The sequence below is a fragment of the Streptomyces polyrhachis genome, from assembly GCF_042663125.1.
GTDB lineage: Bacteria > Actinomycetota > Actinomycetes > Streptomycetales > Streptomycetaceae > Streptomyces > Streptomyces polyrhachii.
Map to the genome: position 1 here is coordinate 98,986 of NZ_JBHSZO010000003.1, position 24,008 is coordinate 122,993.

The 24,008-nt window shown below is 72.1% G+C and carries 23 protein-coding genes; 8 read left to right on the forward strand and 15 right to left on the reverse strand.

Features of this window, described 5'->3' with window-relative positions; genetic code table 11:
• Positions 1-159: 159 nt before the first annotated feature.
• The 4 genes from ACFQLX_RS02775 to ACFQLX_RS02790 form a co-directional block, all read right to left on the reverse strand.
• Positions 160-1,611 carry an FG-GAP and VCBS repeat-containing protein gene (locus tag ACFQLX_RS02775; protein ID WP_386411511.1) on the reverse strand — a complete coding sequence of 484 codons (1,452 nt, stop codon included), beginning with the start codon at positions 1,609-1,611 and terminating at the stop codon, positions 160-162.
• A gap of 77 nt (positions 1,612-1,688) precedes the next feature.
• Positions 1,689-3,164 carry an FG-GAP repeat protein gene (locus ACFQLX_RS02780; protein WP_386411513.1) on the reverse strand — a complete coding sequence of 492 codons (1,476 nt, stop codon included), beginning with the start codon at positions 3,162-3,164 and terminating at the stop codon, positions 1,689-1,691.
• 245 nt (positions 3,165-3,409) lie between these two features.
• On the reverse strand, positions 3,410-4,966 hold the full coding sequence (locus ACFQLX_RS02785) for an esterase (RefSeq protein ID WP_386411515.1): 1,557 nt from the start codon (positions 4,964-4,966) through the stop codon (positions 3,410-3,412).
• A gap of 172 nt (positions 4,967-5,138) precedes the next feature.
• Positions 5,139-5,591 (reverse strand): Lrp/AsnC family transcriptional regulator, encoded by a 453-nt coding sequence (locus ACFQLX_RS02790; protein WP_386411517.1) that lies wholly within the window; start codon positions 5,589-5,591, stop codon positions 5,139-5,141.
• Positions 5,592-5,675: 84 nt separating this feature from the next.
• Between ACFQLX_RS02790 and ACFQLX_RS02795 the strand changes: the two genes are divergently transcribed.
• Entirely contained in the window at positions 5,676-6,737 is a 1,062-nt protein-coding gene (locus ACFQLX_RS02795; protein WP_386411519.1) for an asparaginase, read from the forward strand.
• Between the two features lie 28 nt (positions 6,738-6,765).
• Here ACFQLX_RS02795 and ACFQLX_RS02800 read toward each other — a convergent pair whose 3' ends face one another.
• Positions 6,766-7,137 carry a cupin domain-containing protein gene (locus ACFQLX_RS02800; protein ID WP_386411521.1) on the reverse strand — a complete coding sequence of 124 codons (372 nt, stop codon included), beginning with the start codon at positions 7,135-7,137 and terminating at the stop codon, positions 6,766-6,768.
• Positions 7,138-7,180: 43 nt separating this feature from the next.
• Positions 7,181-7,723, reverse strand: a complete 543-nt coding sequence (locus tag ACFQLX_RS02805) for a CGNR zinc finger domain-containing protein (RefSeq protein WP_386411523.1) — start codon at positions 7,721-7,723, stop codon at positions 7,181-7,183.
• 30 nt (positions 7,724-7,753) lie between these two features.
• Between ACFQLX_RS02805 and ACFQLX_RS02810 the strand changes: the two genes are divergently transcribed.
• Positions 7,754-9,025 carry an MFS transporter gene (locus ACFQLX_RS02810; RefSeq protein WP_386411525.1) on the forward strand — a complete coding sequence of 424 codons (1,272 nt, stop codon included), beginning with the start codon at positions 7,754-7,756 and terminating at the stop codon, positions 9,023-9,025.
• A gap of 67 nt (positions 9,026-9,092) precedes the next feature.
• Complete coding sequence (locus tag ACFQLX_RS02815) at positions 9,093-9,929, forward strand: undecaprenyl-diphosphate phosphatase (RefSeq protein WP_386411527.1); 837 nt, start codon at positions 9,093-9,095, stop codon at positions 9,927-9,929.
• Positions 9,930-10,103: 174 nt separating this feature from the next.
• On the opposite strand, the gene ACFQLX_RS02820 is transcribed toward ACFQLX_RS02815, so the two are convergent.
• From ACFQLX_RS02820 to ACFQLX_RS02850, 7 genes are all read right to left on the reverse strand, one after another.
• The gene (locus ACFQLX_RS02820; protein ID WP_386411529.1) at positions 10,104-10,832 is read right to left on the reverse strand and encodes a response regulator transcription factor; all 729 of its coding nucleotides are present in this window, start codon (positions 10,830-10,832) and stop codon (positions 10,104-10,106) included.
• Between the two features lie 67 nt (positions 10,833-10,899).
• Entirely contained in the window at positions 10,900-11,745 is an 846-nt protein-coding gene (gene pstB / locus ACFQLX_RS02825; protein WP_386411721.1) for a phosphate ABC transporter ATP-binding protein PstB, read from the reverse strand.
• Between the two features lie 68 nt (positions 11,746-11,813).
• Complete coding sequence (gene pstA / locus ACFQLX_RS02830; protein WP_386411531.1) at positions 11,814-12,728, reverse strand: phosphate ABC transporter permease PstA; 915 nt, start codon at positions 12,726-12,728, stop codon at positions 11,814-11,816.
• Positions 12,725-13,675 (reverse strand): phosphate ABC transporter permease subunit PstC, encoded by a 951-nt coding sequence (pstC, locus tag ACFQLX_RS02835; protein ID WP_386411533.1) that lies wholly within the window; start codon positions 13,673-13,675, stop codon positions 12,725-12,727. The genes pstA and pstC overlap by 4 nt, the downstream gene beginning before the upstream one ends.
• Before the next feature lie 22 nt (positions 13,676-13,697).
• Positions 13,698-14,708 (reverse strand): PstS family phosphate ABC transporter substrate-binding protein, encoded by a 1,011-nt coding sequence (locus ACFQLX_RS02840; RefSeq protein WP_386411535.1) that lies wholly within the window; start codon positions 14,706-14,708, stop codon positions 13,698-13,700.
• Between the two features lie 267 nt (positions 14,709-14,975).
• Positions 14,976-15,965 (reverse strand): PstS family phosphate ABC transporter substrate-binding protein, encoded by a 990-nt coding sequence (locus ACFQLX_RS02845; RefSeq protein WP_386411537.1) that lies wholly within the window; start codon positions 15,963-15,965, stop codon positions 14,976-14,978.
• A gap of 304 nt (positions 15,966-16,269) precedes the next feature.
• Positions 16,270-18,342, reverse strand: a complete 2,073-nt coding sequence (locus ACFQLX_RS02850; protein WP_386411539.1) for a PhoX family protein — start codon at positions 18,340-18,342, stop codon at positions 16,270-16,272.
• Between the two features lie 241 nt (positions 18,343-18,583).
• Between ACFQLX_RS02850 and ACFQLX_RS02855 the strand changes: the two genes are divergently transcribed.
• Positions 18,584-19,843: a YibE/F family protein gene (locus ACFQLX_RS02855; protein WP_386411540.1), complete on the forward strand. Its 1,260-nt coding sequence runs from the start codon at positions 18,584-18,586 to the stop codon at positions 19,841-19,843.
• A gap of 39 nt (positions 19,844-19,882) precedes the next feature.
• Here the strand turns inward: ACFQLX_RS02855 and ACFQLX_RS02860 are convergent, their stop codons facing one another.
• Together ACFQLX_RS02860 and ACFQLX_RS02865 are read right to left on the reverse strand one after the other, a co-directional pair.
• A complete protein-coding gene (locus ACFQLX_RS02860; protein ID WP_386411542.1) occupies positions 19,883-20,092 on the reverse strand; it encodes a DUF5326 family protein in 210 nt (69 codons plus the stop codon).
• 157 nt (positions 20,093-20,249) lie between these two features.
• Positions 20,250-20,567 carry a cupin domain-containing protein gene (locus ACFQLX_RS02865; RefSeq protein ID WP_386411544.1) on the reverse strand — a complete coding sequence of 106 codons (318 nt, stop codon included), beginning with the start codon at positions 20,565-20,567 and terminating at the stop codon, positions 20,250-20,252.
• Positions 20,568-20,636: 69 nt separating this feature from the next.
• Between ACFQLX_RS02865 and ACFQLX_RS02870 the strand changes: the two genes are divergently transcribed.
• The 4 genes from ACFQLX_RS02870 to ACFQLX_RS02885 all read left to right on the forward strand — a co-directional run bounded on the left by ACFQLX_RS02870 (position 20,637) and on the right by ACFQLX_RS02885 (position 24,006).
• On the forward strand, positions 20,637-21,008 hold the full coding sequence (locus tag ACFQLX_RS02870) for a phage holin family protein (protein WP_386411546.1): 372 nt from the start codon (positions 20,637-20,639) through the stop codon (positions 21,006-21,008).
• Positions 21,009-21,027: 19 nt separating this feature from the next.
• Positions 21,028-22,194 carry a cystathionine gamma-lyase gene (locus ACFQLX_RS02875; RefSeq protein ID WP_386411548.1) on the forward strand — a complete coding sequence of 389 codons (1,167 nt, stop codon included), beginning with the start codon at positions 21,028-21,030 and terminating at the stop codon, positions 22,192-22,194.
• A 327-nt stretch (positions 22,195-22,521) separates the two neighbouring features.
• Positions 22,522-23,427: a LysR family transcriptional regulator gene (locus ACFQLX_RS02880; protein WP_386411723.1), complete on the forward strand. Its 906-nt coding sequence runs from the start codon at positions 22,522-22,524 to the stop codon at positions 23,425-23,427.
• Positions 23,428-23,514: 87 nt separating this feature from the next.
• Positions 23,515-24,006 (forward strand): NUDIX domain-containing protein, encoded by a 492-nt coding sequence (locus ACFQLX_RS02885; protein WP_386411550.1) that lies wholly within the window; start codon positions 23,515-23,517, stop codon positions 24,004-24,006.
• Positions 24,007-24,008 lie beyond the last annotated feature (2 nt).

Consider the following 24,008-nt stretch of genomic DNA (forward strand, 5'->3'; position numbering starts at 1 on the left):
CGGGGAGGCCCGCGGGACCAGGTACGGCATTGTGACCGGGCCGCTACACGGCGGGGCGGCCGGCCGGCGCCGGGGAGCGGTCCGGCATCCGCCGCGCACCGGGCTGCGGGCGCGGCGGATGCCGGATGGCACTTCAGTGGGGCAACTCAGTGGGGCAACTCAGTGGGCGAACCTCGATCCGAAGGACGAGAAGCCTCCCGGCCCGCCCAGGCCGGACTGGCTGAAGTAGGTGACGCCGGAGGTGCTCAGGCCACCGGTGGCGGAGGACCTCAGATACCAGACCATGCCCGTTCCCGCGTTCTCGTCCCGGGAGCCGACGAGCAGTTCGCTGCGGCCGTCGGCGTTGGCGTCGGGGAGGCCGACGGCGAAGCCGAAGGAGTCCCTGGGCTCGTTGCCGCCCGGGATGCCCGAGGTGTTCTGCTCGTACGCCACGGCCCCCGTGCCGGTGAGTCCGGTCGAGGAGCCGCGCAGGACGGTGACCAGTCCCGCGTCGAGCACGCCGCCGAGGTCCTCGCCCTCCGAGCCGACGGCCACGTCCCCGTACCCGTCGCCGTTGACGTCGCCGATGGCCACGTCCCAGCCGAAGTGGTCGTCGGCCTCTCCGCCACCGGGGATGCCCGCGGTGTCCTGGGTGATCTTCACGGGGGTACGGGTGGTGCTCAGGCCCGTGGCGCTGCCGTAGGTGACCGTGATCGCACCGCCCAGGGCGCCGTCCGGTGACCAACTCCGCTTCTCGAACGCGTGGCCGGTGACGACGTCCCCGTAGCCGTCCTTGTTGATGTCGCCGATCGCCGCCGTGTAGCCACCGGCGAGCTTGCCCGCGGGGGCGAGGCCGGAGGTACCGCCGCGGTAGAGGATGCTGCGGTCGACGTAATCGCCGCCGCTGGTCTCGTAGTTGCCCATCATCAGCAGCTCGTCGGCGGCGTCGCCGGTGACATTGCCCGCGATCATCACCTCGCCCACATCCATCCGGGCCTGGGCGTACGGGTCGAGGTCCTGGCGCTTCGCCGCCTGGCCGGTGCGGGTGAGGGGACCGTAGAAGATGTTGATCCCCGGGGTTCCGTTGACTGCCAGGTCCTTCTTGCCGTCACCGTTGTAGTCGCCGACCGCGACCACCCCACCGAACCAGTGGTGGTTCTCGGGGAACGGCCCCTTGAGGTCGCTCCCGGAGGTCAGTCCGGCAGCACTGCCCCACAGGATGGTGACGGTTCCGGCGTCGCCCGTGCTGCCTATCCTCTCGTTGGGCTGTACGACCACCAGGTCCGTGTACCCGTCGCCGTCCATGTCGCCGGCGGACTGGTCCCAGCCGAACTCGTCGCCCGACTCCGCCGTGCCGGGGATGCCGGAGGTGTCCTGGCTGATCACCTGGCGCCTGGTCTTGTCCAGTCCGGTCGCCGATCCGTAGACGACGGCCACGGTGCCGGCGCTCGCACGGCCGTTGACCGTCGTCTGCGGGGCGGAGATCGCCGTGTCGGCGAAGCCGTCGCCGTTGAAGTCCGGCTTGGGAACAGTGATCGCGGCCGAGGCGGTTCCGCCGGTCAGCGTCAGCAGACCGCTGGTGAGGGCTGCGGTCAGGGTGGCGGAGAAGGTGACGTGAAGTCTCTTGCCCATAAGTGTTGTTGCTCCGTGAGGAGTGGGAGGGGATGGTCGCCGGTGGGCGCCGGGAGGGCGCCCACCGGGGGTGGGCGTCAGTTCGCCGCGTTGCCGCCGTAGACCGGGTAGCCCGTGGTCGAGACGCCGACCGCGCTCGGGCCGAAGAGGACCGCGCCGGTGACGCCGATCCGGCCGTTGGCGGCCTTCAGGACGGTCATCGCGCCGTTGAAGTCGTTCTCGCCGATCGAGCCGATGGTGAGGTCCGCCTGGCCGTCGCCGGTGACGTCGGCGAGCTTGACCTCCGAGCCGAAGTTGTCGTCCTTCTCGCCGACGCTCGGGACGCCGGTGGTGTCCTGCTGGAAGAACTGCATGCCGGTGGAGGTGTTCAGGCCGCTCGCGGAGCCGTAGAGCACGGTGACGGAGCCGCTGTTGGCGATGCTGGTGCCGGAGGAGTTGGTGAGGTTCTCACCCCAGGCGCCGATCGCCAGGTCGGCCATGCCGTCGTTGTTGATGTCGCCCAGCGAGACCTCGCCGCCGAAGGCGTCGCCCGCCTCCGAGCCGCCGGGGACGTTGCCGGAGTTCTGGGAGACGGTCTGCGAGCCCTGGGGGCCGGAGGGGGATCCGTAGCGGACGACGACCTTGCCGCCGTCGGAGGAGTCGGGGGTGCCGGAGCTGTCCCACTCGATGCCGGTGACGATGTCGCCGTAGGTGTCGCCGTTGATGTCGGCGATGCCGGTCATGATGCCGGAGGTCAGCTGCTGGTAGGAGCCGGTCAGCCCGGTCGCGGAGCCCTGGAAGTAGTAGTTGGCGTTCCAGCCGTCGTTGTTGGCGTCGAAACCGTCGATGACGAGGTCGTCGCGCTGGTCGCCCGTCACGTCGCCCGCGTGGATCGTGAGCGCGCCGAGCGGCCGGCCGTCCACCGTGCCGGAGTGGATGGGCGGGGAGACGGTGGAGCGGCCCGCGAAGGTGGTCGAGCTGGTCGTACCCCCCTTGAAGATCCAGGTCTTGGCGTGGTCGCTGCCGACCGCGAGGTCGTCCCGGCCGTCGCCGTCGAAGTCGCCGGCGGCCAGCGCCTGGCCCCAGGCGTCGTGGCTGCTCGGGGCCGGGTCGACCAGGGCGGCGCCGCCCTTCAGGCCGGTCGGGGAGCCGAAGAAGAGGTGGACGACGCCCGCGGTCACGTCGGTGCCCAGCGTCTCCCTGCTGGCACCGACCGCGAGGTCGTCGTAGCCGTCGGCGTTGAAGTCACCGATGGCGCTGGACCAGCCGAAGCCGTCGTGCTTCTCGGCCGTGCCCGCCACACCCGCCGAGTCCTGGCTGAACGTCTGGCGCTTGGTGGTGGTGGTGAGCCCGTTCGCCGAGCCGTACTGCACCACGATCTGGCCCGCGCCCTCGCGGCCGTTGACGTAGGCGTTGCCCGCCGAGTAGGCGACGTCGGCGTAGCCGTCGTTGTTGAAGTCGGCAAAGTCGCCCTTGGCCAGGGCGGATGCCTGCCCGGCCGTCGCGGCCAGCAGGCCGCCGGTCAGCGCGGCGGCAGCGGCGGTCGCCAGCGCGACGCGGAAACGAAGCGTCATGTGTAGGTCTCCCGTTGGATCGGTAGGCGCATCGGAGCCGCCGCCGGCCCGAAGCCGGCGGCGGCGCGTCGATCCCTACGCGGTCATGGGCCGCTACGGGGCGCCGCGCCCGGTTCGTCACCGGCACGGCGCCGTAGTCGGCGTCGAGAAGACCTGGGAGGCGTCCGAATGGTTGTACGAGAGACGTGGGTTTCATGGAATCCGTGTGAACTCCGCGGCCCCCGCCATCCGGATGCCGCCTGCCCCTACTCGTCCATCGCCGCCCCGTACATCGTGTCCGTACGCCAGGCGCCGAGCGTGCCGCCGTCGTACGTCCACGAGCCCTTGGCTGTGATACCGGACGACGTGGCGGGCAGCACCCACATGACGCCGTCGTTCGTGTTCTCGCCGGGGGCCGCGGCCAGCAGGCCGAAGAGGCCGTCGTTGTTGGCGTCGGTCAGGCGCACCTGCCCGCCCCAGCGGTCGGAGGTCTCCGCCCCGCCGGGGACATAGGCGGAGTTCTGGTCGAAGCTGCGGGCTCCCGTCGCCGTCAGGCCGCCCGGCGCCCCGCGCAGCACCCACACCGCGCCCGCGTTGGACACCGATCCGACGTCCTCGCCGGGAGCGCCGATCGCCAGGTCGGGCAGGCCGTCGCCGTTGGTGTCGCCGGCGGAGAGGTCGGCTCCCCACTGGTCACCGCTCTCGCCGCCGCCGGGGACACCGGTGGAGTTCTGCGTCCAGTGCTGCGCCCGCACCGGGTCGAGGCCGGAGAGGTCGCCCTTGGCGAGGTAGATGTCCACCGCGCCGCCGGTGGACGCCGCGCCCGTACCCGTGTCGCCGATGGCCAGATCGTCCTGGCCGTCGTGGTTGAAGTCGCCCGCGGTGACGGTCGGTCCGCCGTCGAAGACGCCGCCGGAGGACATGTCGTCGATGTTGGCACTGCCGTGCAGCACGTCGGTGCCGCCCGCGCCGCCGCCGTCGCCCGTGGTGATCCCGCCGATGGCGAGGTCGGCCCAGGAGTCCTCGTTGAAGTTGCCGTGGCTGAGGGTGCGCAGGCCGTATCCGCTGGCCGCCGCGGTGGCGTCCTTGGTCTGCGGGCGGATGACCGTGCGCTCCTTCGCGAGTATCAGGCTGCCGCGCTTCCCGGCGGACTGGGCGCTCTTCCCGGTGGTCGCCGCCAGGTCGCCCGGGCCGAGGATGTAGAGCAGCAGCGCGTCGTTCTCCAGTATCGCGATGCTGTCGCGCGGGTAGGCGTCCGGGTCGTCGGAGAGGAGGGCGAAGAAGCGGGCCGCCTCGATGTTGCGGCCGAACTTCGCGCCCGTGCGCGCCTGCTCGTGGTCCTCCATCCACATGTTCTCCGCGCTGTGCAGCCCGGTCGGCGAGCCCCAGAAGATCGTGGCGCCGCCCGCGTCCTTGAAGGCTCCGAGGTCCTCGCCGGGGATGCCGACGATCGCGTCGTCGTAGCCGTCGTTGTCCAGGTCGCCGGAGGCCACCGCCCAGCCGAAGCCGTCGCCGGCCTCGGCGCCGCCGGGCACGCCGGTGCTGTTCTGGTGGATGACCGTTCGCTTGGTGGTGCTGATGCCGCCGGCCGAGCTGTACTGCACGGTGACGTAGCCGGCGCCCTTGGCGCCGCCCACCGTGGCGCCGGGGGCGCCGACGAGGACGTCGTCGCGGCCGTCGCCGTTGAAGTCGCAGTTGCGCTGCTGCCAGCCGATCGAGGGGAAGGGTACGGGCGCGGCCTCGGCGGCCGGTGCGGTCGCCGCCGCACCCGCAACGGTCAGTAGGGCGGTCGCGGCCAGGGCCGTGAACGTGGAATGACGCACGGGGTTGCCTCCTCGGGCTCCTCGGATACCCGCGGCCGGACACAGCCGGTCACGGCGGTCGGTGCGTGGGGGAGCGGCGGAGTGGTGCGGACAGGAAGCTGAGCGGCCTCACCACGGAAGACACCCGACGTTCACCTACGGTTGCACTCCCCCTCGTCCGATTTCCCCGCGATCATCCGATCGGTAGACCCTGGGGCTCCTTGACCCGCTTCATGATGATCTGCGAGTTCACCTCCGTGACACCGTCCAGCGCGGTCAGCCGCTCGATCCACAGCTGCTCGTACGCCGCGAGGTCCGCCACCGCGATCCGCAGCAGGCAGCCGGGACTGCCGAAGAGGCGGTACGCCTCGACCACGTCCGGGATGTCCCGCAGCGCCGCCTCGAACGCCTCGACGGCCGCGCGGTCGCGCCGTACCTCGATGGAGACCAGCACCTCGAAGCCGCGTCCGACCGCCGCCGGGTCGATCACCGCCCGGTAGCCGAGGATCACCCCGTCCGCCTCCAGCCGGCGCACCCGGCGCAGGCAGGCGGAGGGGCTGAGCCCGACGCGGTCGGCCAGCTCCTGGTTGCTGAGCCGGCCGTCGCCTTGAAGCTCGCGCAAGATACGGCGGTCAATGCGGTCCATGACGCAATTATCCGCCGCCCACACCCCCGGTCCGGGGTGGAACTCGCAATCCGATACGACCCCTTTTTTCCTAACCTTGCGGGTATGAACGACCTCAAGCGCATCGTCCTCATCTCCACCGGCGGCACCATAGCCAGCCGCTGGCAGGGTTCCGGTTACGCCGCCGACGCCGCCGGCGCCGAGGTGCTGGCCGGGTCCGCCGTGCCCGAGGGCGTGCGGGTCGAGGTCGTGGACCTCTTCAACGTCAACAGCTCGCGGATGACCACCCGCCGCCAGCTCACCCTGCTGCGCACCGTCCACGAGGTCCTCGCCGACCCCGGGGTCGCGGGCGTCGTCGTCACGCACGGCACGGACACCCTGGAGGAGACGGCCTTCCTGCTCGACCTCCACCACGGCGACGAGCGCCCCGTGGTCCTCACCGGCGCCCAGCAGCCGTACGGCACCGAGGGCGGCGACGGCCCCGGCAACCTCTGCGACGCGCTGCGCACCGCCTCCAGCGACACGGTGCGCGGGCTGGGGGTGCTGGTGGTCTTCGACGGCCTGGTGCACGCCGCGCGCGGCACGCTCAAGGCGCAGACCCTGGCGGCGGAGGCGTTCGCCGACCCCGGCGCGCCGCCGCTGGGCCGGGTCGGCTTCAGCCGGGTGGACCTGTACCGCAGGCCGCTGCGTCCGGCTCCGCTCCCGCTGCCGCGGGCGGTGTACGCCCCGGACTACGCGGACGCCGAACTCCCCCGCGTGGACGTGCTGTTCCACCACACCGACGGCGACCCCGTGCTGCTGCGCGCGGCGCTGGCGGCGGGCGCGCGCGGGCTGGTGCTGGTCGGTACGGGCGCGGGGAACGCGACGCCGGAGTACGCGCAGGCGGTGGCGGAGGCGGTCGGGCGGGGTGTCCCGGTGGCGCTGAGCACCCGCGTCGCGGCCGGCCCGGTCGCCGAGATGTACACCGGCGGCGGCGCGGTGGACCTGGCGGCGGCGGGCGCGGTCCTGGGCGGCACCCTGCGCGCCGGCCAGCTGCGGATCGCCCTGGTGGCGGCGCTGCTGGCCGATGCGCAGGAGGGCGCCGACACCGCGGGGCTGCTCGCCTCGCTGGTCGACCCGGGCGCTCCGGGCGGCGGGGTCCGTACGGACGAGGCGGTCGCGGCCTAGCGGCGGGCGCTGTGACCTGCGCCGGGGCCTACTCCGGATCGGGCACGCGGTAGCCGGGCACGGACGGCCAGCGCACGGTGAGGACGACGGACTCCTCCTCCGCCTCCCAGGAGTGGTCCACGCCCTTGCCCCAGACCACGTACTCGCCCTGCTCGCCCAGCACCACGCTGCGATCGGGGAAGTCCAGCCGGAAGCGCCCGCTGATCAGCACCAGCAGCGCCGTGCGCACCTCGCCGCGCGCCCACTGCGCACGCCGGTCACCGACCGGGTGGACCCCCCACTTGATCTCCACGTCCTCGCTGTGGCGGGGATCCCCGGCCTCCTTGAAGTGCCCGAGCAGCCAGCCCCGGTCCAGCGCCGCGTCGCGGTCCGCGCGTCCTACGTAGAGCGTGTCGTCCATGCGGCCGATGCTGCCAGACCGCGGACCGGGCGGACGGCGGGGGTCAGCGTCGTCCCGTACGACCGCGATGGGCCGCGACGCGGGACCTGCTGCCGCAGGCCGGGGAGCAGTAGCGGCGCGGGGAGCCGGGGCCGGTGCGCAGGAAGAGGCTGCCGCAGTCGGCCGCCGCGCAGGTGCCCCAGGCCAAGGCGCCGCGTTCACTGATGAGTTGGGCCAGGGCGTGGGCGGAGGAGGCGAGGAACCAGTCCGCCCAGGACGCCTCGTCGTCGCGGTCCACGTGCAGGTGCCAGGCATGGCCGTCGTGGCGGGAGAGGCGCGGGCGCGCGCCGCACTGCGCCAGGATCGCGTTGAGGGCGGGCGCGGCCTCGTCGAGGTCCGCGGCCGTCAGCACCTCGTCGGTCAGGCGCCGCACGGCCGTACGCAGCCCGGCGGCGTCCGCCTCCGAGAACTCCCCTTCCGCGAGCCCCTGTTCACCGTGGCGCTCCAGCAGCTCCGCGAGGGCCGCGCGGGGCAGCCGGGGGTCGGCGCGGACCGCGTTGGCCAGGTCGACGAGCCGCTCGGCGGGGCGGAATCCCTGCTTGTGCACGGCTCCACGATATCTGTAACGTCTTGTTTCATGAAGCCGTTACTCGCTCTCCTGCTCACCGCCGCCACCGGCGCCCGCCTCGCCGAGGAGGGCGTCGGGATCGCGCTGGTGCTGCTCGCGCGGGAGCGGACCGGGGACAGCGCCGCGGCGGCGGCCGTCCTCGCGGCCTGGCTCGCACCGCACGTGCTGGCCGCCCCGGTGGCGGGGGCCCTGGCGGCGCGGGCTCGGCGGCGGGGGCTCTTCTACGGGGGCGCGCTCGCCGTCCTCGCGGTGTCCATCGGCGCCCTCGCGCTGCTGCTGGGCCGGGTGCCGACCGGGATCGCGGTGGCCGTCGCGGTGGCGGGCGGCGCCTGCGGACCGGTGGTCACGGGCGGCCTGTCGAGCCTGCTCGCGGAGCCGGCACCACCGGGCCCGGCCCGCGACCGGGCGTACGCGCTGGACGCGGTGACGTACAACGTGGCCGGCGTCGGCGGCCCCGCGCTGGTGGCGCTGACGGCGGCGGTCGCGGGCCCGGCGGCGGCCGGGGCGCTGCTGGCGACCGTGGCGGGGGTCTCGGCGGTGGCGGTGGGCTGCGCGCTGACCCGGCGGCGCGGCGGCACGCGCAACTCCCCCGACGCCATGCCCGCCTCCCCCGACTCCGCGCACAACTCCCCCGATCCAGGAGCGCCGGCCCGCCCGGCCAGGAGCGGCACCCGCCCCGCCCTCGCCACCCTGTGGCAGGTCCGCCCCCTTCGGGCGATCACCGCCGCGACCACCCTGGCCTTCCTCGGCGTCGGCGGACTCACCCTGACCGCCGTCGAGTTGGAGGCCGCCCGCGGCTATCCCGGCGAGGGCGGCGCCCTGATGACGCTCTTCGCCGCCGGCGCCCTCGCCGGCTCCCTCCTCACCGCACGCGCCGCGCCCCGTACCACCGCGCGCCGCCTCGCCGTCCGCAGCCTGCTCGGCACCGGCCTCGCACTGGCCGCCGCGGCCCTCGCCGCGCCGTTCGTACTCTGCGCGGCGCTCTTCGCCCTCGCCGGCCTCTGCGACGGCCCGCTGCTCACCGCCACCCTGCGCATCCGCGCCGACCACGCCCCCGCGGCCCTGCGCACCCAGGTCTTCACCCTCGGCGCCGGACTGAAGGTCACCGCCGCCGCGGCGGGCGCCGCGCTCACCGGGGCGGCGGTGGCGCTCGCCGCGCCCGAGGCGGTCCTGCTGGCCGTCGCCGCACTGCAGTTGGCGGCGGCGGAGCTGCTGCGGCGCACCTGGCGGCCGGGAGGCGGCGTACACACGAGCGAGGCGGTTCGGGTGGGGGCCGGGTGAGGGGTGGCAGGCGGTCGCGTGCATAGGGTGTCTCCTACGTCACACACGGTGAGGAGAGCGGGAGCACGTGAGCGCGATCGGTGTCGGGGAAGCGGTTGTCCTGGGGATTGTCGAGGGGGTGACGGAGTTCCTGCCCATCTCCTCCACCGGGCATCTGAAGATCACCGAGGGCCTGATGGGCATGGACGTGGACTCCAAGCCCGTCGTCGCCTTCACCGCCGTGATCCAGGTCGGGGCGATCGCCTCCGTGTTCGTCTACTTCTTCAAGGACATCAGGCGCTTCGCCACCGCCTGGCTGCGCGGCATCCTGCACCGCGACCAACGCGGCGGCCACGACTACAAGTTCGCCTGGTGGGTCATCTACGCCACCATCCCCATCGTCGTCGTCGGACTCGCCGCGAAGTCCCTCATCGAGGGGCCCCTCGCCTCGCTCTGGGTCGTCGCCGGCTCGCTGATCGTCGGCAGCGGGATCATGTACGTCGCCGACCGCTACGGGACCCACCAGCGCGACGACGAGCAGGTGACGTTCGCCGACGCGATGCTGGTGGGCGGCTCGCAGATCCTCGCGCTGCTCTTCCCCGGCTTCTCGCGCTCCGGGGCGACGATCTCCACCGGCCTGCTGCTGGGCCTCAAGCGCGTCGCGGCGACGAAGCTCTCCTTCTTCCTCGGGCTGCCGGCGCTCACGGGCGCGGGGCTGTACGAGCTGAAGGACGCGGTCGGCGGCGGGGTGGGGGTGGCGCCGCTGGTGGTCGGCACCGCGGTGTCGTTCGTGGTGGCGTACATCTCGATCGCGTGGCTGCTGCGGTACGTCGCCAAGCACGACTTCGCGATCTTCGTGATCTACCGGATCGTGGTGGGGCTGCTGCTGTTCGCCCTTCTGGGGGCGGGAGTTATCAACTCCTGAGGGGCTTTCCCCCTCAACTGGGGCTTTTCATCATCCAGTTGGCCAACTTGCTTGGGGGCAGCAGCACTTGGCCAACTGTCTTTCGTACGGCTCCAGTTCACACGCACAAACGCATCGCGCCCCGCCGTACCCCCGTACCGACGGGACGCGATGCACGTCCGGATGACCGTACGACTATCCGACCGACGGCCCTGATGATCCTGGTACGAACCGATAACCCACGTTTCGTACCGTCAGAATGACCGACGGATCATGCGGATCGTCGCCGATCCGGTCCCGCAGCCGCCGGATGTGCACGGCGATGGTGTTGGACTTCGGCGCGGTGCCGCCCCACAGCTCCGCGCTGATCTGGTCGCGGGTGACGACCTTCTCCGCGTTGGCCACCAGCAGGTGCAGCAGTTTGAACTCCCGCAGCGGCAGCTGCACCAGCCGCCCGGCGATGCGCGCCTCGAAGGTGCCCGGGTTGATGCTGTACACCCCCGCGCTCACCGTCCGGTCCACCTCGTAGCCGACCGGACCGGTCACCCCGAGGAGCTTGAGCACCTCGTACGGGCGGTACGGACGCGCGACGCAGGCGCTGGCCCCCGCGGTCAGCGCCTCCACCGCGTCCTCGGCGTCCTCGGGACCCACCCCGATGATCACCGGGGTGGTGCAGCGGCGGCGCAGCACCTCCACCACCCGCGCCCCCGGTACGAGCGGCAGCTTCGCGCTGACCAGCACCGCGTCCGGGTTCTGCAGGCCGACCTGGAGCAGCGCCTCGGCCCCGTCGGAGCAGAAGACGACCTTGACCTGGTGCCCGGCGAGGTGCTCGGCCAGCTCGTGCGCCACCTGCTCGTCGGCGTCCGCGAGCAGCAGCACCCGGCCGCCGTGCCGCTGCCCGGGAAGGGCCGGTCTCGCCGACACCGACGCCGACGGGAGGGACGGCGGCGCGGGCGGCCGGGGGGCGGACTGCATCGTCGTCAGTTCCCCGTCACCCGAAGCGGCCGGTGATGTAGTCCTCCGTGCGCTGGTCGCTGGGGCTCTCGAAGATCTTGCGCGTGGTGTCGTACTCGACGAGTCGCCCGTGGCGGACCCCGGCGTCGTCGACGCCGGCCGTGAAGAAGGCGGTCCAGTCGGAGACGCGGGCGGCCTGCTGCATGTTGTGCGTGACGATGACAATCGTGAACTCCGCTGCGAGCTCCACCATCAGGTCTTCGATCTTGGCGGTGGCGATCGGGTCGAGGGCCGAGCACGGCTCGTCCATGAGGATCACTTCGGGCTTCACGGCGATGGCGCGGGCGATGCACAGCCGCTGCTGCTGGCCGCCGGACAGGGCGAGCGCCGAGTTCTTCAGCTTGTCCTTGACCTCGTCCCACAGGGCGGCGCCGGTCAGCGCCTCCTCGACGAGGTCGTCCGTCGCCGACTTCGACAGGCGGCCCTTGCGGCCCTGGTTGACCCGGGGTCCGTAGGCGATGTTGTCGTAGATCGACTTGGGGAAGGGGTTGGGCTTCTGGAAGACCATCCCGATCCGCCGGCGGACCTCGATGGGGTCGATGTCCGCGCCGTAGAGGTCCTCGCCGTGGTAGGCGACCTTGCCCGTGACACGCGCGCCGGGGATCAGGTCGTTCATCCGGTTGAAGCAGCGGATCACGGTGGACTTGCCGCAGCCGGAGGGGCCGATCATCGCGGTGATCTGGCGGCGCCCGATGGTCATGTTGACGTCGCGGACGGCCTTGTGGTCGCCGTAGTAGATGTCGAGGTCGGAGACCTCGTACACCGGGTCGGCGAGGGAGGGCTGCGGCCTCTCGTGTCCCTGGGGCGCGAGCTCGATCGCCATGGTGGAGGTTTCCTTGTGGGGGTTCTTGTGGGGAGCGGTCTGCGGCTGGTTCGGGATGGTCATCGCGGTCACCATCGCTTCGAGTAGCGGTTGCGCAGCCAGATCGCGGCCGCGTTCATGAGCAGGAGGATCGCCAGGAGTACGACGATCGCGGCGGCGGCGAGGTAGTGGTACTCCTCGCGGGACTCGCGGATCCAGAAGAAGATCTGCATCGGCAGCGCGGTGAACTGGCTCTGCGCGCCCTCGGGGTTGAAGGGCACGTAGACGGCGATGCCGAGCATGACCAGCGGCGCCGCCTCGCCGATCGCGCGCGAGAGCGCCAGGATCGAGCCGGTGGCGATGCCGGGCACGGCCGCGGGCAGCACCTGGCGGCGGATCGTCTGCCACTGGGTGGCGCCCAGGGCCAGGGAGCCCTGGCGGATCGTGGGCGGCACAGCGCGGATCGCCTCGCGCGAGGCGATGATCACGACCGGGAGCACCAGCAGGGAGAGCGTCAGCGCGCCGGTCAGCACCGTGTTGCCGAGCTTCATCTGGCGGGCCAGGATGCCCAGGCCCAGGATGCCGTAGACGATCGAGGGGACGGCCGCCAGGTTCTGGATGTTCAGCTCGATCAGGCGGTTGTACCAGCGGTTGGTGTCCGCGTACTCCTCCAGGTAGATCGCCGCCATGATGCCGGTGGGCAGGCAGAACAGCGCCGTGAAGGAGATGACCCAGAGCGTGCCGAGGATGGCGGACTGGCCGCCGGAGGCCGCCGGGTCGATGGTGTCGGGGAAGTTGGTGAACAGCCGCGAGTCCAGGCGCGGGAGCGCCTCGCTGACGATGTAGGCCAGCAGCACGGCGAGGAAGACCACGCCGACCGCGAGGCAGGCCATCAGCAGCCACTTGAACACCGACTCGCCCGGACGCATCCGGGGTCCGCGCAGTGCGCCGGGCTCCAGCTCGGGTGCGGGCCTGCGGTCCTGTACGACCTTGGCGAGGCTCATTCGTACACCTCCCGGTACTTGCGCACCAGCCGCATGCTGATCATGTTCATCACGAAGGTGAGGACGAACAGCACTGCGCCCACCGCGAAGATGGTCTTGTACTCGAAGGAACTGGTGGCGACGTCGCCGGAGCCCGCCTGGGCGATGAAACCGGTCATGGTCTGCATCGGCTCCAGCGGGTTGAGGCTCACCTTGGTCGACTGGGTGCCCGAGATGATCGCGACGATCATCGTCTCGCCGATGGCGCGCGAGACGCCCAGCACGCAGGCCGCGACGATGCCGGAGAGCGCGGCGGGGACCACCACGCGCAGCGCGACCGTGCGGCGGCCCGAGCCCAGCGCGTACGCGCCGTCGCGCAGCGCGTGCGGGACGGCGGACATCGCGTCCTCGGCGAGGGAGGCGATGGTGGGGATGACCATGACGCCCATGACCAGGCCGGCGACCAGCGCGTTCTGGAACTCCGGGGCCTCGCCGGGCAGCGGCCAGTGCTCGCGCAGCAGCGGGGTGAGGAAGAACAGGCCGAAGAAGCCGTACACCACGGTCGGGATGCCGGCGAGGACCTCCAGCGTCGGCTTGAGCACCGCGCGCACCCGGGGGCGGGCGTACTCGCTCAGGTAGATCGCCGAGCCGATGCCCACCGGGATGGCCACCAGCAGTGCGATCGCGGTGATGAGGAGCGTGGCGGTGAGCAGCGGCAGGATGCCGTACGAGGGGTTGCTGAACAGGGCGGTCCACTTGGTGCCGCCGAAGAACTCCCCGAAGCCGACGCGCTTGAAGAAGTTGATGGTGGGGGGAAGGAGGGATATGACGATGCCCACCGTGGTGGCCACCGACACCAGGGCGGCGAGCAGGAGCAGCCCCTTGACCGCCAGCTCGCCGTAGCGCGGGCGGCCCCGCCGCAGGGACCGGGTCCCTGCGGGGGGCTGCGTCAGACGAAGGTCTGTCACGATGTCCGTTTCTGCCGTTTCGTTACTTCAGCTTGGCGGCAGCCGCGGTCAGCTCGGACTCCTGCTCCGTGCTGAGCGGGATGAACTTCGCCTTCTCGGCGATGGACTTGTTGTTCTTGACGAAGTAGTCGATGAACGCCTTGACCTCGGGGCGGCCCAGCGCCTTCTCCGAGGGGTAGATGAACAGCGGGCGGGCCAGCGGGGTGTAGCTGCCGTCCTGGGCGGCCTGGGCGCTCGGCGCCACGCAGCCCTTGCCGCCGTCGATCTTGACGACCTTCAGCTTGTCCTGGTTCTCCTCGAAGTAGGTGTAGCCGAAGTAGCCCAGGCCGCCCTTGGTGCCGGAGACACCCTGCACCAGGACGTTGTCGTCCTCGCTCGCGGTGTAGTCCTCGCGCGAGGCGTTCTTCTCGCCGTTGATCTCCTCGGTGAAGTACTCGAAGGTGCCCGAGTCCGTACCGGGGCCGAAGAGCTTCAGCGGCTCGGCCGGGAACTTGGCGTCGACGTCCTTCCAGGTCTTCGCCTTGGAGCCGGGCTCCCAGATCTTCTTCAGCTGCTCGACCGTGAGGCACTCGGCCCAGTCGTTGTCCTTGGAGACGACCACGGAGAGCGCGTCGTTGGCGATGTGCAGCTCGGTGTACTTGACACCGGCCTTCTCGCACAGCGGGGCCTCCTCGTCGTCCTTGATCGGACGCGAGGCGTTGGAGATGTCGGTCTCGCCGGCGCAGAACTTCTCGAAGCCGCCGCCGGTGCCGGAGATCGCCACCGTGGTGTTGACGCCGGAGTTCTCCTGCTTGAAGAGCTGGCCGGCCGCGATGGTCAGCGGGCCGACCGTCGAGGAGCCGTCGATCTTGATGGTGCCGGAGAGGCTCTTGGCGCCGTCCTTGCCCGAGTCGCCCTTGCCGGCCTCCTCGCCGCCGCAGGCGGCCAGGCCCATGATCATGACGGGGGTCGCGACCAAGGCGCCGATACGGATGGCCCGCGAAGACTTGCGGGAGGCCTGACGGGTGCCCCCGAGGTTCGTCTGCACGCTCACTGCCCTCTTTACGTGTGTCGGTCGGCAGAACTTCCGCTTCTGCCAGGGGATGTACGGGCCAGGAGCCCGGCAGGTCTTATAAAAGGACCCGCAGCCAGACACGAACGGGTGAAGTCGGTTAACGAGAGGTGAACATCGGCGTGCCAGTGGGTGCTTGCGTTATCGCGGCGTTATTTCCCGCATCGACGCAGGTGAACACGGGTGGGGGGCGAGGGGAGGGGAAAGCCGCCGGAGGCGGGGGCGCGGGCCTGGGGCGACGCCCCCGCCTCACTCCTCGTGCGTGCGCTTGAGCCTGCCCAGCGCCGCGCGCAGCCCGTCCTCCTGCTTCGGGCTGAGCGGGATGTACTTGGCCCGCTCGGCGATCTTCGCGTGGTTGTCGACGTAGAACTCCACGAAGGCCAGCACCTCGGGGCGGGCCAGCGAGGCGGTGGAGGGGTAGATGAACAGCGGCCGGCCCAGCGGGTAGCCGCCGCTCTGCACGGACGTGGCGCTGGGCGCCACGCAGCCCTTGCCGGCGTCGATGCGCAGCGCCTTGAGGTGGTCGGCGTTCTCCTCGTAGTAGGTGTAGCCGAAGTAGCCCAGGCCGCCCGCGCTGGCGGAGACGCCCTGCACCAGGACGTTGTCGTCCTCGCTGGGGGTGAAGTCCGAACGCGACGCCTTCTCCTCGCCGTTGATCTCGGCGGTGAAGTAGTCGAAGGTGCCCGAGTCGGTGCCGGGGCCGAAGAGGTCGAGGGGCTGGTCGGGGAAGGCCGGGTCGATGTCGTGCCAGTTCCTGACCGTGGAGCCGGGCTCCCAGATCCTCTTCAGCTGCTTGGTGGTGAGGCAGTCGACCCAGTCGTTGTCCTTGTGGACGACGACGGTCAGGGCGTCGTTGGCGACGGTGAACTCCCGCAGCGCGATGTCGTTCTGCGCGCAGTCGAGCTTCTCCTCGTCCTTGGCGGGGCGCGAGGCGTCCGACATGTCGGTCTCTCCGGCGCAGAACGCCTCGAAGCCGGCACCGGTGCCGTTGTCCTCCACGGAGACGATGACGCCGGGGTTCTTCTTCTCGAAGCTCTCAGCGGCGGCGCGGGTCAGGGGGGCCACGGTGGAGGAGCCGTCGACGGCGACCGAGCCGGAGAGCCGCCCGGGGGCGGCGCCCTCCTTGCTGCTCGCGTTCGCGTCGTCGGCGTCGAGCAGGCCGCAGCCGCTCAGGGCGGGCAGGGCCAGTAGTGATGCGGTCAGGCCCAGACGGAGGAAAAGGGAGGTACGCACGCTCACGGCCTCACTGTCGTAAAAGGGCATGGAGTGGCCATGCCAGCAGGAGTTGTGGAGGTTTGCGCGCCCGGGCAGGCCCTATCGAAGGGCCCGCCGGCATACACAGCCGAGGCGGGCAAGCCAACACGGCATGAACAGCGTTTCGTGCTCAAGTGACAGCGCCGCAAGCCCCGTTGAGGAGGAGGCGGGCTTCGGGCCAGCGGCGGCGCATGCGTGGAGGGCAGGGCGTCGTGCGCGCCCTGCCCTCCACTGTCCACTGTCCACTGCCACGGGGCGGGTCCCCTGCTACGGGCCCCGCCGGCCGGCCTCAGGAGCCGATCGGGGCGCCGTCCGCGCGCCAGACGCAGGCGATCGACGGGCGCGGCATCGTGCCGGGTCCGTCGGGCCACGTCGAGGCCGGGTTCTCGGTGGTCGCGCCGTCGATCTCGCCCGGGTGCTGGACGGAGACCAGGACGCGGCGCTCCTGGACCACCGGTCCGCAGGTCTCCGCGCCGTGCGGGACGGTCAGGAACTGCTTGACCTGGCCCTCGTAGCGGCCGGTGACCGCGACGCCGAAGAGGCCGTCGTGCGAGCCGAGCTGGTTGCCGTCGGTGGAGATCCACAGGTTGCCGTGGACGTCGAAGGTGACGTTGTCCGGGCAGGAGATCGGGCTGACCTTGTCCTTGGGGAAGCCCGCGAAGTAGGTCGTCGGGTCGTTGGGGTCGCCGGCGACCAGGAAGAGGCGCCAGGCGAAGCGCTCGGCGGTGGCGTCGCCCCTCGCCTCGGTCAGCTCCAGGACCTGGCCGTGCTTGTTGGCGGGGCGCGGGTTGGCCTCGTCGACGCCGGTGGCGCCGGTGGCGGTGCGCTTGGTGTTGTTCGTCAGCGCCACGTAGACCTTGCCGGTGCGCGGGCTGGGCTCGACGTCCTCGGGGCGGTCCATCTTGGTCGCGCCGACCTTGTCACCGGCCAGGCGGGTGTAGACGTACACCTCCTCGGCGCTCATGCCCTCCACGAAGGAGGTGTCGCCGCTGGCCAGCGGAATCCACTCGCCGCTGCCGTCGAACTCGCCGTCGGAGGGCAGCTTTCCGCTGCCGTCGATCTCCGCCGCCGGGCTGTCGCCGGTGAACTTCGCGACGTACAGCGTGCCCTCGTCCAGCAGCGTCATGTTGTAGCGGCGGGCGGCCGGGGACTGCCCGGGCTTCACGCGCTTGCTGGAGACGAACTTGTAGAGGTAGTCGAAGCGCTCGTCGTCGCCCGAGTACGCCACCACGCGGCCGTCGGCGGCGATGCGGACGTTGGCGCCCTCGTGCTTGAAGCGGCCCAGCGCGGTGTGCTTGACCGGCACCGAGTCGGGGTCGTACGGGTCGACCTCGACCACCCAGCCGAAGCGGTTGACCTCGTTGGGCTCCTTCGACACGTCGAAGCGGTCGTCGAAGCGCTCCCACTTGCGCTCGGTGGCCGCGCCCGCGAGGCCGTAGCGCGCCAGGCGCGCCTTGTGCTCCGGGTCCAGGACCGCGCCGGCGTTCGCGAAGTACTGGTTGAAGTTCTCCTCGCCGGACAGGATCGTGCCCCACGGGGTGGTGCCGCCCGCGCAGTTGTTGAGCGTGCCCAGCACCTTGGTGCCGGTCGGGTCGGCGGAGGTCTTCAGCAGGTCGCTGCCCGCGGCCGGACCGGTGAGGCGGAACTCGCTGGTCGCGGTGATCCGGCGGTTGAGCTGGTGGCGGGTGACGGCGGTCAGCGCGCCGCTGCGGCGGTCCTCCTGGACCACGACGACGGACAGGCCGTGCGCGGCCCAGGCGGTCTCGGTCTGCTCGCGGGTGGGGTTCGCGGCGTCCCAGCCGGCGAACATCAGCACCTCGTCGGTGTACTCGTGGTTGGCCACGAGCAGCTGGCGGCCGCGCTCGGCCAGCGGCAGCAGGGTGAGGAAGTCGTTGTTGTAGCCGAACTGCCCGGCCTGCGCCGCGGCGCTCTGGTTGTCCGGGTCGAAGGCCGGCGCGCCGCGCAGGATCGGGTCGCCCCAGCGGATCACGACGCCCTGCTCGTAGCCCTCGGGCACGACCACCGCGTCGATCAGGTTCGGCGCCACGGGCGTGAAGCGCAGCCCGCGCGCCGCGCCGCCCGCGAAGGTGCCCGCGGTGGCGGCGGCGCGGGTGGCGGTCTGCGCCCGGGGCGCGGCGGCGCTCAGCGCACCGGCGCCGGCCGCGGCGATCACGGTGGCGGCGGCACCGGCGCGCAGGATCCCGCGGCGGGAGAGCGACTCGGTGATCACATCGCCGAGGTAGGCGTTGCCACTGGTGTTGGGCACCTCGTGGAAGCAGGCGTCACCACAGCGGTAACGGCAGGTCAGGGCAGCACGGCCGCCCGGGTGCGGCGAACTGATGAGCGGCAGAAACTTGCGCACGGGTCCCCTCCGATTACGGTTTGTCCGGGCTCGGACGCTAGGCCCACCGGCGAGCCGGCCGGGGGACACACGGTGAACGGGCGGTGAATCCCGCCGCCGCGCCAAGTGACGCCGCCCGTCGGCCCGTACGGCGCACGGCCCCCGCCGTACGAACCGCGCGCCCGCCCCCTTTCCGTACGAACCGCGCACCCGCCGCGCCCCGCCACCGGAGCGCCGCCCTCCATCCTGAAATGATCGGAGGGTGACGCACTCCCACAGCCACGACCACGGACCGGCCCACCCCGCCTCGCGCCGGCTGCGCACGGTGATCGCCGCGGTGCTGATCCCCTTCGCGCTGCTGGTCCTCGCCGGGCTGCTCGCGCTCTGGCCCGACGACCCGGGCGGCCACGACCGCTCCGGCGTGGGCTTCGACACCCAGCGCCAGCAGGCCCGCGTCACCCGGGTCGAGGAGGTCGACTGCGCCGAGGTCAACGCCCAGTCGGGCAAGCCGCCCGCCAAGGGCGGCAGGCCGGAGACGTGCGAGCGGGCGACCGTCGAGGTGACCACCGGCTCCGACAAGGGCCGCACCTTCAAGGAGATCGTCACCCCCGACGCGCTGCGCCGCTACAGCACCGGCCAGGAGGTGATCGTCTCCTACCAGCCCGACGCCCCGCCCGAGGTGCAGTACGCGGTGGTGGACGTGGTGCGCAGCACGCCGATGTGGGTGCTGGCCGCGCTCTTCGCGCTCATCGTGGTGGTGGTCGGACGCCTGCGCGGGGTGGCCTCGCTGATCGCGCTGGCGATCACCTTCGCCGTGCTCGTCCTGTTCATCCTGCCCGCGATCATCCAGGGCTCCAACCCGCTGCTGGTCGCCATCGTCGGCGGCAGCGCCGTCATGCTGATCGCGCTCTACCTCAGCCACGGCTTCAACGCCCGCACCTCGGTCGCCGCCATCGGCACCCTGGCCTCGCTGCTGCTCATCGGGCTGCTCGGCTCGGTCTTCATCGGCTGGGCCCGACTCACCGGCTCCACCGACGACTTCACCGGGCTGATCCACTCCCAGTACCCCGGCATCGAGATGAGCGGCCTGCTGCTGGCCAGCGTGCTCATCGGCTCGCTCGGTGTGCTCGACGACGTCACCGTCACCCAGGCGTCCGCCGTCTGGGAGCTGCGCCAGGCGGACCCGGCGGCGGGCTGGCGCCAGCTCTACGGCGCGGCGATGCGCATCGGCCGCGACCACATCGCCTCGGTCGTCAACACCCTGGTCCTGGCCTACGCGGGCGCCTCGCTGCCGCTGCTGCTGCTCTTCACCACCGCCCGGGTGGGGGTGGGCGGACTGGTCACCAGCGAGCTGGTGGCGCAGGAGGTCGTCCGCACCCTGGTCGGCTCGATCGGCCTGGTGGCCTCCGTACCGCTGACGACGGTGCTGGCGGCGCTGGTGGTGGCGAGCGACCGGCCGGCGGGACGCCGCCCGGGGGCCGCCTCGGGCAGCGGAGGGCGGGGGCGGCGGCGCAAGCGGTAGGCGGGGGCGGGGGCGGGGCCTACCCGCGCCGCCCGCCCGTCAGCCCTTCGAGCCCGCGCCGCCGAACCTCCGCACCAGGAAGACCAGTCCGGCCACCAGCACGGCGAAGAGCAGCACCTTGAAGACGAGGGCGAAGAGGAAGCTGAGCACGCTCAGCAGCAACCCGCCGAAGACGATGACGGCGAGCAGCGGGATGACGACCCACTTCGCCCACCACGGCAGACCTCTGGTTATCTCCTGAACGGACACCGGCTCCTCCTGACGCTGCTGGACCGCCGGGATCCTCCCGGCACCTCCCAGGCTAGGTCCCCGCCCGTCCGTACGGGAGGGACCGCGGCCCCGGTCCGTCCCGGAAGCGACCCTGAGGCCGACCCTGATAAGGAGCGCGTCACGGGCGGCGGCCCGCTCAGCCCTCCGGCGGCGAGAAGACCACCATCACCCGCAGGTCCTCAGTGATGTGGTGGAAGCGGTGCGGCTGCCCGGCCGGTACGTAGACGACGCTGCCGCGGGCGACCTGGGTGGTCTCCTGGCCGACCGTGATCGAGGCGCGGCCGCTGACGACGAAGTAGACCTCGTCCTGGCGGTGCGGCTGCTGGCCGTCCGCCGCGCCCGCGTCCAGCGCGTAGAGCCCCACCGACATGTTCCGCTCGCGCAGGAACTGCAGATACGCTCCGTCATTCGCGCGGCGCTCCGCCTCCAGCTCATCCAGCCGGAATGCCTTCATCCGCGTCTGTCCCCCTCGTGTGACCCGGATCTCCGGGTGATCTCGTCCCTGATGGAGATGATCCCAACCATGAAGAGCTTCCTCGTCAAGACCCTGGCCAACGCCGCGGCCCTCGCCGTCGCCGTCTGGCTGCTCAAGGACATCACACTGACCGGCGACAGCACCGACCGGACGGTCACGCTGATAGTCGTGGCGCTGATATTCGGCGCGGTGAACGCCGTCGTCCGCCCCGTCGTCAAGCTCTTCGCGCTGCCCGCGCTGGTGCTGACGCTGGGGCTCTTCACCCTCGTGATCAACGCCGTGATGCTGCTGCTGACCTCCTGGATCGCCGACCAGGCGGATCTGGCCTTCCACGTCGACGGCTTCGTCGCGGCGCTGCTGGGCGCGCTGGTGGTCAGCGTGGTGTCCTGGGCGCTGAGCCTGGTCCTGGACCGGGACTGACCGGATGACGGGCCAGCCGATGAACCAGCCGACAGACCAGCCGATGGACCACGCACACCTCGCCGGCGTCGGGGAGGGCACCCGGGCCGCACACGCGGGCGTTCCCCCGCGCGCTCCTTACGAACCCCCTTTCCCCGGCCCCGTGTTCACCTCCCACTACCACCTGCCGGGCGATCCGGCCGGCGCCCCGTACACCTACGGTCGCGACGGCAACCCGACCTGGACCCGGCTGGAGGAGGCGCTCGCCGAGCTGGAGTCGCCGGGCGCCCCCGCGCACGCGGTGGCCTTCGCCTCCGGCATGGGCGCCCTGTCCGCCGTGGCGCTGTCGCTGCTGCGGCCCGGCGAGGCGGTCGTCGTCCCCGCGGACGCCTACAACCTGGTCGGCGGCGTGCTGCGCGAGCAGTTGGCGGACTACGGCATCGAGGTACGGGCCGCGCCCACCGCCGGCGACGCCCAACTCGCCCTGCTGGACGGGGCGAGGCTGCTGTGGCTGGAGACGCCGTCCAACCCGGGGCTGGACGTCTGCGACATCCGCCGGCTGGCCGCCGCCGCGCACGAACGCGGCGCGCTGGTCGCCGTGGACAACACCCTCGCCACCCCGCTCGGCCAGCGCCCGCTGGAGCTGGGCGCCGATCTCGCGATGGCCAGCGGCACCAAGGCCCTCACCGGGCACGCGGACCTGCTCCTCGGCTACGCCGCCGCCCGCGACGAGGCGATCGCCGCGCGGCTGCGGCTCTGGCGCAAGACCACCGGCGCCGTCCCCGGGCCGATGGAGGCGTGGCTGGCCCACCGCTCGCTGGCCACGCTGGAGCTGCGTACCGCACGGCAGGCGGCCAACGCCCTCGCCGTGGCCCGCGCGCTGCGCGAGCGGCCGGAGGTGTCCGGGCTGCGCCACCCGGGCCTGGCCCAGGATCCGGCGTACGCCGTCGCCGCCGGCCAGATGAGCCGCTTCGGCTGCGTGGTCTCCTTCACGCTGCCCGGCCGGGAGTTCGCCGAGCGCTTCCTGGCCGCGCTGCGGCTGGTGGACGACGCGACCAGCTTCGGCGGCGTGCGCAGCTCGGCCGAGCGGCGCGGGCGCTGGGGCGGCGACGCGGTGCCCGAGGGCTTCATCCGGCTGTCGGTCGGGGTGGAGGACGCGGCCGACCTGGTCGCGGACCTGCTGCGGGCGCTGGACACGGCCGGCTGAGCGGCCCCTGCGCACAAACCCGAGCAGCGCCCCCGGGACCCGCAGGACCCGGGGGCGCTGCTTCGCGTGCTCCTCGCGCGCCGCGAAGGGCAGGGACTGCGGCCCGGGTCTCCCCCCTCTGACCCGGCACCGGGCACCCGACGCCCCCGCACACAGTCGCTACGCGCGAAGAACCGCGAACCTCAAGGCTAGTTGACTCTCCGCAGGTGTCCAATCACGGTTTCGACGGAGACCTATCGACATATTTATAGATGGGCAGCGAGACTGTCGGGGTCAACTGCCCTACGAGGGAGTGGAGTCGGGCGTGGGGGAGGTGGGTCAGCCGTGCTGGACCTGACACTCCTGCGTACCTTCGTCGCGGTGCACCGCGCCGGGTCCTTCACCCGGGCCGCCACCCTGCTGGGCCTCTCGCAGCCCGCCGTCACCGGGCAGATCCGCTCGCTGGAGCGCCAGCTCGGCCGCCCCCTGTTCGTCCGGGGCGCGCGGGGCGTCACCCCCACCACCCTGGGCGAGGAGCTGGCGCACAAGGCGGCCCCGCATCTGGACGCGCTGCTCGCCCTGGCCGGTACGGGGCGGCCGGGGGCGGCCGGCCCGGCGACGCTGCACCTGGCGGGGCCGCCGGAGTTCCTGGCGCTGCGGGTGCTGCCCGCGCTCGCGCCGCTGGTCGGGGCGGGGCTGGCGCTGCGGGTCTCCTACGGGCGCGACGACGAGACGCTGGAAGGGCTGGCGGCCGGCCGCCACGACCTCACCGTCACCCGCGAGCGGCCCCGGGGCGCGGCGCTGACGGCGACGGCGCTGTGGGACGAGGAGCTGGTGCTGGTCGCGGCCGAGCGCTGGGCCGGGGCGGTGGGGGCCGCGGGAGCCGGGGCTGCGGGGTCGGGGACTGCGGGGTCGGCGCCGGAGGCGGTGCCCGTCGTGGAGGTGCACGAGAGCCTCCCGTTCGTCGGCCGCTACTGGGCCGAGGTCTACGAGGCCGAGCCGCCCGCACCGGCCGCGGTGGTCGTACCGGACCTGCGCGCGGCGCTGGCCTGCGCGGTGCGCGGGGCCGGGCTGGCCGTACTGCCCAGGTACCTGTGCGCCGAGGCGCTGCGGCGCGGGGAGGTGGTCGAGCCGGCGCCGCCCGCGATGGCCCCGATCCGCACCTACTTCCTGTCGGTGCGGGCCGGCTCGCTGACCGCGCCGCAGCTGGCACGGGCGCACGAGCGGCTGGTGCGGGCGGCGGTGGACTGGTGAAGAGGTCTGTGCAGAGGGCCAGTTGAACGCCACCGCGCGCTTGCGTGAACACGTTTGGACGCGCAGGGCACGTGCCACACTTCCCTCATGACCGTACGGACCGTGGTCAAGCGCACCGCCCGCGCCATCCTCCTCGACGGCGCCGACCTCATCCTCATCAAGCGCACCAAACCGGGCTGGGCCCCGTACTGGATCACTCCGGGCGGCGGCGTCGAGCCCGAGGACCCCACCGTGGTCGACGCGCTGCACCGCGAGGTGGACGAGGAGCTGGGGGCCAAGGTCACCGACGTGGTCCCCGCCTTCGTCGACACGGTGGCGCACGGCCCCGACGCCGGCCCGGAGGGGGTGCCCGGCGGGGTGAAGGTGCAGCACTTCTTCGTCTGCCGGCTGGAGACGATGGACCTCTCGCGCCGCCACGGCCCCGAGGTGGACGAGCCGTGCGGGCTCTACGAGGTGGTGCGGCTGCCGTTCACCAGCGCGGGCGTGGACTCCGTCAACGTGGTGCCGCCGTCGCTGCGGGCCTTCCTGCGGGCCAACATCGAGGGTGTACGGGCGCTACTGGCCGACGACCTGGGGTGAGC

Bases quoted from the DNA above. Each gene is read 5' to 3' on its own strand.
- ACFQLX_RS02780 (WP_386411513.1), bottom strand. From the start codon at position 3,164: ATGACGCTTCGTTTCCGCGTCGCGCTGGCGACCGCCGCTGCCGCCGCG.
- ACFQLX_RS02810 (WP_386411525.1), top strand. From the start codon at position 7,754: ATGAAGCCGTTACTCGCTCTCCTGCTCACCGCCGCCACCGGCGCCCGC.
- pstA (WP_386411531.1), bottom strand. From the start codon at position 12,728: ATGAGCCTCGCCAAGGTCGTACAGGACCGCAGGCCCGCACCCGAGCTG.
- pstB (WP_386411721.1), bottom strand. From the start codon at position 11,745: ATGGCGATCGAGCTCGCGCCCCAGGGACACGAGAGGCCGCAGCCCTCC.
- ACFQLX_RS02885 (WP_386411550.1), top strand. From the start codon at position 23,515: ATGACCGTACGGACCGTGGTCAAGCGCACCGCCCGCGCCATCCTCCTC.
- ACFQLX_RS02790 (WP_386411517.1), bottom strand. From the start codon at position 5,591: ATGGACCGCATTGACCGCCGTATCTTGCGCGAGCTTCAAGGCGACGGC.
- ACFQLX_RS02870 (WP_386411546.1), top strand. From the start codon at position 20,637: ATGAAGAGCTTCCTCGTCAAGACCCTGGCCAACGCCGCGGCCCTCGCC.
- ACFQLX_RS02795 (WP_386411519.1), top strand. From the start codon at position 5,676: ATGAACGACCTCAAGCGCATCGTCCTCATCTCCACCGGCGGCACCATA.
- ACFQLX_RS02875 (WP_386411548.1), top strand. From the start codon at position 21,028: ATGAACCAGCCGACAGACCAGCCGATGGACCACGCACACCTCGCCGGC.
- ACFQLX_RS02775 (WP_386411511.1), bottom strand. From the start codon at position 1,611: ATGGGCAAGAGACTTCACGTCACCTTCTCCGCCACCCTGACCGCAGCC.
- ACFQLX_RS02800 (WP_386411521.1), bottom strand. From the start codon at position 7,137: ATGGACGACACGCTCTACGTAGGACGCGCGGACCGCGACGCGGCGCTG.
- ACFQLX_RS02865 (WP_386411544.1), bottom strand. From the start codon at position 20,567: ATGAAGGCATTCCGGCTGGATGAGCTGGAGGCGGAGCGCCGCGCGAAT.